6 protein-coding genes are annotated in these 11,398 nt (G+C 35.8%); all 6 read left to right on the plus strand.

Going from position 1 to position 11,398, the window contains the following annotated elements; translation table 11 throughout:
* The first annotated feature begins 303 nt into the window (after positions 1-303).
* The 6 genes from BLR36_RS00250 to BLR36_RS18960 all read left to right on the plus strand — a co-directional run bounded on the left by BLR36_RS00250 (position 304) and on the right by BLR36_RS18960 (position 11,395).
* On the plus strand, positions 304-1,572 hold the full coding sequence (locus BLR36_RS00250) for an ATP-binding protein (RefSeq protein WP_093059225.1): 1,269 nt from the start codon (positions 304-306) through the stop codon (positions 1,570-1,572).
* Positions 1,573-1,938: 366 nt separating this feature from the next.
* On the plus strand, positions 1,939-2,421 hold the full coding sequence (locus tag BLR36_RS00255; protein ID WP_093059228.1) for a sigma-70 family RNA polymerase sigma factor: 483 nt from the start codon (positions 1,939-1,941) through the stop codon (positions 2,419-2,421).
* Between the two features lie 165 nt (positions 2,422-2,586).
* Positions 2,587-3,054 carry a competence protein ComK gene (locus BLR36_RS00260; RefSeq protein ID WP_093059230.1) on the plus strand — a complete coding sequence of 156 codons (468 nt, stop codon included), beginning with the start codon at positions 2,587-2,589 and terminating at the stop codon, positions 3,052-3,054.
* 394 nt (positions 3,055-3,448) lie between these two features.
* Complete coding sequence (locus BLR36_RS00265; protein WP_093059232.1) at positions 3,449-9,103, plus strand: S8 family serine peptidase; 5,655 nt, start codon at positions 3,449-3,451, stop codon at positions 9,101-9,103.
* 292 nt (positions 9,104-9,395) lie between these two features.
* Entirely contained in the window at positions 9,396-10,571 is a 1,176-nt protein-coding gene (locus tag BLR36_RS18955) for a metallophosphoesterase (RefSeq protein WP_254771297.1), read from the plus strand.
* A gap of 11 nt (positions 10,572-10,582) precedes the next feature.
* A complete protein-coding gene (locus tag BLR36_RS18960; RefSeq protein ID WP_254771298.1) occupies positions 10,583-11,395 on the plus strand; it encodes a 5'-nucleotidase in 813 nt (270 codons plus the stop codon).
* Positions 11,396-11,398 lie beyond the last annotated feature (3 nt).

Raw genomic sequence — 11,398 nt, forward strand, 5'->3', positions numbered from 1 at the left:
ATGGAAAACAGTTCCTACTAGCAAGAGTTAAATTTCAATAGGTGAAAAAATAATATTGAGGTGACACTGTTTAAAAAACATTTCTAACAATCACTCATCGAATAAATAGCACCAAGGTATTGTTGCAAGAAATTAAAAGACTAAATGTTCGAAAGCTATATAAAACAGGAGTCTGTGCAGAAATAATTCTATGTACCCACTTGCCAAATGTGTGAAACTATATTCTATTGATGAATCTCTCTATCTATGTGACAATATGTGTAAATATACTCAGAATACCACTCGCAATTAGGAGACAAAAAAATGAACATAAATACTCGCTTTTTCCGTATAATACCTATTTTATATGTAATCATAGGAACAGTTTGGATCATTGGTACAGAATATTTCTTAACTATTCTTCCTCTCTCTCATGAGACTATTATATTGTTGAGTCGATTTAAAGGTTTTTTTTACGTACTCCTTACAGCTGTTCTTTTGCATGTATTAATAAAAAAACTAAGGGATCGCAATCAAATTGAACAAGAAAAAGAGAAACTTTCTTTGTTAATTGATACGATGCCCGACTTTGTTTCTTTCAAGGATGGGGAAGGGAAATGGCTTCAAATAAATAAATTTGGTGCGAAGCTATTTGAGCTGGAAGGCATCGATTATAAAGGAAAAACGGATAAAGAAATGGCAGAGTATACAGATTTTTATCGCGATGCTTTAATATATTGTATTGATACGGATGAAGAGGCGTGGAAGCATGGCAAAGTAAGCCGATGTGAGGAAATAATTCCAATGAGAGATGGTTCCAATAAAATTTTCGATGCATTCAAAGTGCCTATTTTTAATAATGATGGTTCCAGACAAGGATTAGTTGTAATCGGTAGGGAAATAACCGCCTTAAAAGAAACAGAGCGCAAGTTAAGACAATCCGAAAAATTGTCTGCTTTAGGTGAACTATCTGCAGGTATAGTCCATGAAATAAGAAATCCTCTAGCCATTATCAAAGGATATTTACAATTGGGACAAGAGAAAAAAATTCAACTGGATCAGCATATTAACCTGTTAGTAATTGAAATTGATCGCATCAATAGCTTAGTGGATGAACTATTAATGATTGCAAATCCAACAGAAATTTTGTTTGAAAATAAGAATATAAACTCCATTGTGAGAGAAGTTGTTCAAATGTTTTCAATAGAAGCAGCTAATCAAAAAACCAAAATAACCGTGATCGACCTAGGTACATTTAATACATACTGCAGTGAAAGTAAATTAAAGCAAGTGTTTATCAATATAATGAAAAACGCTTTAGAGGCAATTACTACAAATGGCGAAATCAATATCTCTATATATGAGAAGAATGAAAACTATTTTGGCGTTAAGATTGAAGATAATGGATGCGGAATAGAAGAAAGCGATTTACAACACATTGGAGATCCTTTCTTTACCTTAAAAGAAAAAGGATTTGGTTTAGGTATGACCGTAACTCATAGTATAATAGAAGCACACAAAGGTTCAATCCATATTACGAGCCGAGTGAATGTAGGGACTAGCTTAGAAGTGTTGTTACCGAAATCTTTGTAATATCCCTTTGTAAGAAGCAATCTGACAATTTAATATGCATCCAACATAAAAACTCTCCTTCCGTCCATTTGGATGAAGGAGAGTTTAATTATTGGTATAAAGATGGAAGAAATTCCTGTTCCCTTCGAGCAGAAGTAAATACCACCAGAGAGCAACGACCCCACCCAGATCAAGAGATAAAATATTCTTCAAACTGAATAAGCTTCGACAGTTCTGCTTCCCAATACTTGATGTTCCATAGTCTTAAACGTCACGTTTAACTCGTTACTCCTACCTAAAGGGTAATTGGTGTTCCCATGATAAGTTGATTATTCTAAGGCTACCTAGGAATAACCGAATCATGCATGACTCTAAAGGAATAGATGATTGACGAATTTTGAAGAGGTATTGGAGCAGTTTGAGCCGATGATTTCTGCCTGTATTCGAAAACTGTGTATTTACAAAAACCATGAGCTTTATCGACAGGCTGGGGCAATTGCTTTATGGAAGGCGTTTGTAAAGTTTGATGAGGAACGTGGAGATTTTGCACCTTATGCATACCGTTCCATATACGGAGGAATGCTAGATGAACTAAAACGAGAAAAGCGTCAGGAGGAGCAGGTTGATCCTGTAGAAGATGAAAAACTGGCATTTTTACTCGAACAGTCTTTTGTCGCAAGCTTTCAGCGAGAGGATTTAGATATGGCGATAGAATCATTGCAACCAAACGAGCGAGAGCTTTTAATGTGGATTTTCGTGGAGGGAATCTCCTTGCAACAAGCCGCAACAAGAGTTGGTATCACAATACCTGGTATTAAAAAGAGACGGGAAAGAATACTGGCAAAATTAAGAACTCGTATAGAAAAATAGGAAATTCTTTGAGTATAGGACTTAATACTAAATATTGAGAAACTAAAAGAGGTAATTAGGGATTATTTTTATAATATTGTATATATTTAGTATATTTTGACTAGTAAGTTATATACTGGTTTGATAGGATAGACATAGGGAGGGGGCGAAAAAGGGGGAAATGTCGTGAAGGATAGTAAAAATAATTCAAATTTGATCGATAGTGAAACATTATTGCTGGAGGCAGTTTTTATTGGTAAGGTAAAAACGCGAATCGTGACGACCCATGGAATTTATTATTCAACAAAGAGTCCGTTGGAGTTATTGGAAGATGCATGTAATCGATTTGCATCCACATTCGAGGGCCGAGTGATGGCAACGAGAAAATTAATGAATTATTCGGTAAAGACTCCACTTCTTATAGAACCGAATGGTTTAGGAGCATTTCCAACTATGTCCTATAGGCGTGTAGAATGTGTATGGATATTCAATCATCCTTTTTACGTGGATGAGCTGGACAAAGGAAAGTCAATCGTTCATTTTATGAATGGCATTTCTGTTCCTGTGCATACTTCGAAGAACGTACTACTAAAACAACACCAGAGACTCCACACCTCGTTAAATATATATAGTATGAATCATCGAAAAAAGTAGGGTAAGTAGGAACGGTATGGTTATAGTTTCTATTATTTATGTAACTTAAAGCTATACGATTGGCATTAAAGCATACAAAAAATTGGACTCCCTCTTTTATAAGTAACGCTCACCACTAAGCTGGTGGGCGTTATTTTCATGGGCTTAAAAAATTCTCTCATTGCCCGCCAAATTAGTAATCTATTCATTGACTATCCGGAGTGATGAATCTACCAAGTTATAAACTAGATAAAATTTAGAAATATAAAATTAAGATACTTGTAATATATTTGTAATATTTTATACGCATTATTAATGTTTGCAACAATCACAAAATATGGTAAATTAAATATTGTCTCACTATTATGATAATTTGTTTTTTTAATAGTGTAATAAAATAAAAGGGGGAAATAATTTGTTGAAATTGAAAAGAATATTGCTAATAACAACGATTTTTATGTTGTCTTTTAGCCCTGTGGCATTCGGTATGACAGGTTCTGGTTCTAACATAGCGAGTAAGAAAAACTTACCAACGTTAGAACTGCAAAAACCTGAACTGAATCTACCAGAGAGATTAGTAAATCCAGAAAATCCGGATGAAAAAGTACGGATTATCGTGGAGTTAGAAAATGAGCCAACGATTGAAAAAGCTACTGAAAAAGGAGTACTTTATAAACAATTAAAACTTTCAGAACGTGAAGAATTGGAAGAAACTGTACAATCAGAACAAGAAAGTGTACAAACATCTATAAATAAAGTAGTTCCAGGTATTGAATATATACAAAGCTTTACAACAATTTTTAATGGATTTTCAGCGGAGGTGGAAGCTAAATTTGCCCAAAAAATTGTTGCAATTGATGGAGTAAAAGCAGTCTATGAATCAACAGAATATAAAAAACCTTCTGTGGAACCAGAAATGATTTATTCGAAAGAATTAGTGCAAGCACAAAAAGCGTGGAAAGATTATGGTTTTAAAGGTGAAGGAATGGTCGTAGGGGTAATTGATACTGGTATTGATCCATCACACAAGGATATGAAATTAACAAATTCAGAAAGTGGAGAAATTACAAAAACAGAAGTAGATGATTTTTTAGTTGAAAATAGTTTATCGAAAGGGAAATTCTACACGGCAAAAGTTCCATTTGGATATAATTATATTGACGAAAACTATGAGGTTCGGGACTTGGGTTCTGATGCTTCTATGCATGGAATGCACGTAGGGGGAACTGTTGCAGCCAATGGTGATGAAGAGAATGGTGGTATAACTGGAATTGCTCCTGAAGCACAGTTATTAGCACTAAAAGTATTCTCAAATAATCCAATGTTTCCATCCACATTCGGTGATATATACGTTAAAGCAATTGATGATTCCATCAAGCTTGGAGTAGATGTACTTAATTTATCACTAGGTTCAACATCTGGATATGTAGATGCAAATAATCCAGAGCAACAAGCAGTTAAACGTGCAACAGAAAATGGAATACTAGTATCTATATCAGCAGGAAACTCTGACATGTATGGCTCTGGATACTTTTACCCATACGCTGAAAACCAAGACTATGGGTTAACTGGATCACCAAGTGTTTCAAATGAATCATTGGGTGTTGCTTCTTTTGAGAATTCAGTTATTACAGCATATAGTTTTAGTTACAAAGTAAATGATGTTTTAACAGGTAGTGCACTATATTTACTTGCTAATAGTGCAGATCCTCTAAAACTTAACCAAAAAGAATATTTGTTGGAGGATGCAGGTTTTGGTAATCCATCCGATTTTGCTGGAAAAGACTTCAAGGGTAAATTTGCTTTAGTTTCTCGTGGTGCGATTTCCTTTGTGGAAAAAGGTCTTAATGCACAAGCAGCTGGGGCAGCTGGTGTTATTGTATACAACAATGCGGTTGGTACTATTAATATGGCTTCAGACCCTGCTATTAAAATTCCTTATATGTCTGCATTAAAAAGTGATGGGGATGCATTGAAGAAAAAGCTAGATGCTGGAGATAAAGTGAAAGTAAACTTTGATGGAAAATTTATGAGTACTCAAAGTCCAACTGCGGGTGAAATGAGTAGTTTTACTTCATGGGGACCTACTCCAAATTTAGATTTTAAACCAGAAATAACAGCTCCTGGTGGAAATATCTTCTCCACTTTGAACAATAACAAATATGGTCTTATGAGTGGTACTTCTATGGCGGCACCGCATGTAGCAGGTGGAGCAGCTCTTATTTTCGAACGTGTGGATAAAGAATTTGAAGTTACAAATTCTGAACGTGTTCAATTAGCAAAAAATCTTTTGATGAATACAGCTACACCGATTGAATATGTGCCTGGAGAATATTATTCGCCACGTCGCCAAGGTGCAGGGTTAATGCAATTAGCCAATGCCCTTTCAACTGATGTTGTCGTAACAAATGAAGTAACAGGTGAAGCGAAAGTTGCGCTGAAAGAAATTGAAAATAATAAAATAGTATTAGAACTAATTGCAAAAAACTATTCTAATCAAGAGAAAACATATAATGTGGATGTTGCTGTACAAACAGATTATCCAATAACAACAAGTGGATACGATGTAGTTGTTCCAAATATCGTTGGTTCTAATGTTGTTACCGACATGGTTGACATTGATTCACCAGAAAATATTAAAATACCTGCAAATAGTGAAGTGCCGTTAAAAGTAACAATAGATATCTCAGCATTATCAGAAGACGATTTATACGATGTATTTTCAAATGGTTATTTCGTTGATGGTTTTGTAACATTGAGTGATCCGACGGAAGAGGTATCTGGTAATGTACCATTAACTGTGCCGTTCTTCGGATTTAATGGAGGATGGGATGACGCAAGTATTTTCGATTACTTTGCTTGGGATTCGATGAGTTATTGGGGGTACACAGCTCTTGCTGATGAGCTAGGTAATTTCATTAAAGGAGGAAGCTTTGTAAAAGGTTTTTCACCGGAAAAATTTGCATTCTCTCCAAATGGTGACGGGATAATCGATAATGTAACACCTATTTATTCCTTATTCCGAAACGCTAAGAAATTAGAAGTAAATATACTAGATGCAACTGATAAAAAAGTGCGTACAATACGAACTGCGAACAATGCAACTAAGCATTATATTTCAACAAACCCTTATACGTATAACTCTGGAAATGCGTGGGACGGAAAAATAAATGGAAAAGTTGCAAAAGATGGTCAGTATTTTATCGAAATTCGTGGAGTTATTGACTATCCAGAGGCAAAATGGCAGTCTATCAAGTTCCCAATTATTGTGGATACAGTAGCACCAACAGCAGATGTATCTTATGATGCCATCTCAAAAACTCTTACTTTGAATAACTTTGTTGATAATGAAGCTGGAGTAGGCGTGGATCGTTTTGAAGTATATATAAATGACAAAAAAATTGGTCAAGAAAGTGCATTAACTAAAAAATATGAAATTACTACTCCTTTAGAAAAAACAGACAAAATTACGTTAAAGGTATTTGATATTGCTGGTAATAATAAATCCTATGACCTAACAGCATTTAACGAGGAAGAAAATGGTCCGGAAATTACTATTAAGTCTCCAGAGTACTTCTCTTACCACAATACGAATACAATCGACGTGGAGGGTAGTGTGGAAGATGAAGGACCAGTAAAATCTGTGAAGATTAATGGAGAAGAAGCTCAAGAGTTTGATGGAGTAAACTTCAAACATACTACTATAGTAGAAGACGGCTTTAACAATGTAAGCGTTGAAGCAATAGATGAGTTTGATAATGTTACTCAAATACAACATAAAATCTTTGTAGATACTAAGGCACCAGAAATTACTCTAAGTGATGTAGAAGATGGGGCTAAATATACAATGGATGATCCAAATCCAGTTGCAAAATTGACTTTAAAAGATAATTTTGATGAAGTCCGAGTTTACTTAAACGGAAGTGAGGTATTCTTCAAAGAAATTTCTGAACCTTATGGTATGAATGGATATGATGAAACAATAAAGGTAGAAATCCCATTATTAATTGGCAAAAACAAGTATGAGTTTAAAGTTGTAGATTTAGTAGGAAATAGTGCTACTACAAATATAGAATTATCTAAGTTTGGTGAAGCACTTGAGGTTAATAAACAAAATATTTCAATGAAAGTTGATAACACAGAACAACTAGAAGTTACTAAATCCGTTTACACAGAAGCTGGAGAAGAATCTCACGTACCAGTTACGGATGAAGCTGAATATACATCTTATGATGGTGAGATAATTGAAGTTAGCGAGAATGGTTTAATTACTGCGAAAGCATCTGGAAAAACAGAGATTACTGTTAAGTACGAAGGTCTTACAGCAGTTGTTAATGTCGAAGTAGTAGAAAAAGATATCATTTCAGTGAAATTAAACAAAAATAAACTTAATTTGAATGTTGCCGATACAGATAAATTGGTTGTTACGGAAACTACTACAACAGCAGATGGTAAATCTACTGAAAAAGATGTAACTAATCAAGCAACATTTACTTCAAATAATGAAGAAGTGGTGACAGTAGAAAGCGGTATTGTGACTGCAATTGGAGCAGGTGAAACAATTATTGCTGTTGAATACAATGGAGAGAAATTAGGAGAAGTTACAGTAACCGTGACAGAGAAACAAACTCCAAATGTAATCACTCTAGCGGTCGATAAAACTGAGCTTTCTTTAACAACTGGTGCGACTAGTCAGTTGACAGTAAAAAAAGTGACTACTCCAGAAGATGGTGAACCAACCGAAGTAGATGTAACTGAAGAAGTAAGCTATATCGTCGGTGATGATAGTAAAGTTTCAGTAGTTAAAGGTCTAGTAACTGCAAAAGCAAAAGGAAACACTACAATTACAATTAAACATGGCGAAATTGAAGCTGTGGTAAATGTAACAGTCAAGGATGCAGAAGGGAATCCAGGAAATGGTGGAGGCACGCCATCGACACCACCTACACCACCAGCAGATCCTGGTAATGTAGTAGTGGATGACAAAAAAGTGGACGAGCAAGTTAAAGATACGAAGTCTACTAGAGTTGAAGTTACAGTTCCTGCCCCAACAGCAGATAAACCAAGAGTTAACGCAGAAGTTTCAGCAACAGCATTAAAGGCAATTGCAGATTCTGGTAAATCTTTCGTTGTGAAAGCAGGAGAAACAGGTCTATCTGTTCCTTCAGAAGTAATAAAAGAAATCTCTAAAAATGGAAACGGCAAAGCAAACTTCGAAATTAACCTAGACAAAGATGCAAAAGTTCCTGGTAAAGGAACATCCGTATCATCCGTATATGATTTCGAAATCTCAGTAGAAAAAGATGGTAAAACGTCTACAGTTTCTACATTCTCTAAACCAATTGAAGTTTCAGTGCCTGTGAATGCATCTGCAGTAAAAAATGTGGACAAAGTAGCAGCGTATTATGTGAACGAAAAAACAAATACTTTAGAGTACGTAGGCAGTAAATACGCAAATGGAAAAGTGACATTCAAAACTAATCACTTCTCGAAATTTGTCGTAGTTGAAAACAATATTACGTTTAAAGATTTAAACAAGTCATGGGCAAAAGACTATATTGAATCTCTTGCATCTAAAACAATTATTAAAGGAATAACGGAAGATACATTTGGACCGGGGGCTCAAATCACTCGAGTACAGTTTGCTGTACTGTTAACTCGTTCGCTGAACCTTCCAACAGAAGAATATCAAGGAGTCTTCTCTGATGTGACCAAAGGCATGACTTGGAGTGTACGCGAAATCGAAGCGGCAAACCGTGCAGGCATAATCTTAGGAAGCAATGGCAAATTCAATCCTAATGAAAAGATTACGCGTCAACAAATGGCTTCCATGATTATTCGTGCCATCGAATACAACGATGCCTCTGTTTTAAAAGGGGTTACTAGTAAAGTAACGTTTGCCGATGAAGCCTCTATCAGTGACTATGCAAAAGAAAATGTTGCATTAGCAGCAGAGCTTGGCATCATCAGCGGTAAAAAAGTAAATGGTAAACAAGTTTTTGCACCACTAGATTACGCTACACGTGCAGAAGCTTCTAAAATGCTTTACAACTTATTATCAACATTTTAATAATTAGTAATGCTAAATGCCTGTAGAGGGAAATCTCTACAGGCATTTTTTTGCTTGCTCGAAAAAACCTATACGAGCAAGCATCTCCTGTGCCTGACCTAGGCATAAAGTCTATCCATCTGTGAGAATAGTATTATTTTTTGAATTTTACAAAAAAACGACAATCTTTACATTTCTGCTTTGCTACAATGGAATTGTTTCACTATTTCAATTGTGGAAGGAGCCTGTATTCATATATTCAAACTATATTAAAGAAGAAAAGCGAACAGCCAATCAAAATAGGAGGGAATTTATGAAAAAGAAAAATGTAAAAAAGACTGTTGTAGCTTCAGTTCTCGCAATTTCAATGCTAACTACAACCAGTGTCAGTCTTGCGAATAATTCATTGCAAGACTTCATTAGTCAGGCTAAGAAAGACACTCCAAACGGAAATAATAAAGGCGGTAACTCAGGTAAAACCTTTAACCTATCCATCATGCATACGAATGACACACATGCTCAATTGGATAATGTGGCCAAGCGTGTTACGGCGGTAAAAGAATATCGTAAAGCGAATCCAAACGCATTATTAGTCGATGCTGGGGATGTTTTCTCGGGAACTTTGTACTTCAATGAATTTAAGGGACAAGCCGATGTAGAATTCATGAATTTGATGAATTATGATTTAATGACTTTTGGTAATCATGAGTTTGATTTGGGATCTAGTGCTGAAGGTCATAAAGCATTAGCAGACTTTGTGAAAAAAGCTAATTTTCCGCTTGTAAGTGCGAATGCTGATTTTTCACAGGATGAGCATTTAAAAGGATTATTTAGTGTGAAAATACAAAATAACCCGAAAAGCAGTCAAATTTATAGCGGTATTATTAAAGTTATAAACGGAGAAAAAGTAGGACTGTTCGGATTAACAACTGCAGAAACCAAGGATATTTCAAGCCCTGGAAAAGTGAAATTTAATGATTATGTAAAAGCTGCTCAAAAAATGGTAGACGAGTTTGAAAAGCAAGGAATTAACAAAGTAATTGCTGTAACACATCTAGGCTATGATGATAATCCTGCTTATGACAATGACTTGCAGTTAGCCGCAAAAGTAAGTGGCATTGATGTAATTGTTGGCGGACATAGTCATACTAAATTAGAAAAACCAGTTGTTGTAGATAAAGATTTAACAGGGAAAGCGAAAGATCCGACGGTTATCGTACAAGCCTATCAATATAGTGAGTTTTTAGGAACGTTGGACGTAGAGTTCGATAAAAGCGGAAAAGTAATTGAACATGCTGGCGAATTAATTAATGTTAACGCTCAAGTTGAAGATGCTAAGGCAAAAGAGCTGTTAGTAAAATATTCATCAAAAATTAATGACTTGAAAAATGAGCTTACTGGAGCTAATGCAGTAAACGCTTTAGAAAACCCACGATCTAGTACTGGTGGTTCTAGTGTTCGAAGCAATGAAACACCACTTGGAATCTGATAGCGGATGGCATGCTGAACAAAGCAAGAGAATACAACAAAGATGTAATTATGGCTTTCCAAAATGGTGGCGGAATCAGAGCTGCGATTAATCAAGGACCAATTACAGTTGGTGAAGTAATCACTGCCTTGCCTTTTGGGAATACATTAGCAACGATGAAGCTTACTGGAGCAGAAATAAAAGCTGCATTTGAAATTAGCTTGAAAGAATTTCCGAAAGAAAACGGTGGATTCCTCCATGTGTCTGGAGCGAAAGTTCGTTATGACTCCACGAAGCCAGCTGGACAACGCGTCGTATCTATTGCTTACAAAAATGCAGATGGAACTTACACAGACATCAAAGACGACAGCACCTACACCATTGCAACGAATGCCTTTACTGCTAAAGGTGGAGATGGCTATGATGTACTGAAAAAAGCATACGAGAACGGTAGAGTAACAGATTTAGGTTTATCCGATTGGGAAAACTTCCGTGATCACTTAGTAAGTCTTGGTCAAGTTGATCCTCAAGTCGAAGGGCGTATCGTCGATGTGAAGGATGAAAAGCCAGACAATGAATATCCAGGTGGAGATATTGATGCAAAGGATTTTTCAGGAACGGTTGAAGTCCCTAAAATCTATAACGGCGACGTGACAGTTTCGGTTACAGATCTAAGCTTTCTTGGAAATGCCATTATTAAAGGTAATCTAACGTTAACAGGTACCTCGTCTAATAATTTGTCACTTTCTAATATTACAGTTAGCGGCAACTTAGATCTATCAGGACTAAACGGGGGAAATGTAGACCTTGATGGAATCATTGTTGATGGAGAAACTATTCTTTAACAC

Origin of the sequence: Psychrobacillus sp. OK028, from assembly GCF_900103605.1 — a bacterium.
Taxonomy (GTDB): Bacteria; Bacillota; Bacilli; order Bacillales_A; family Planococcaceae; genus Psychrobacillus.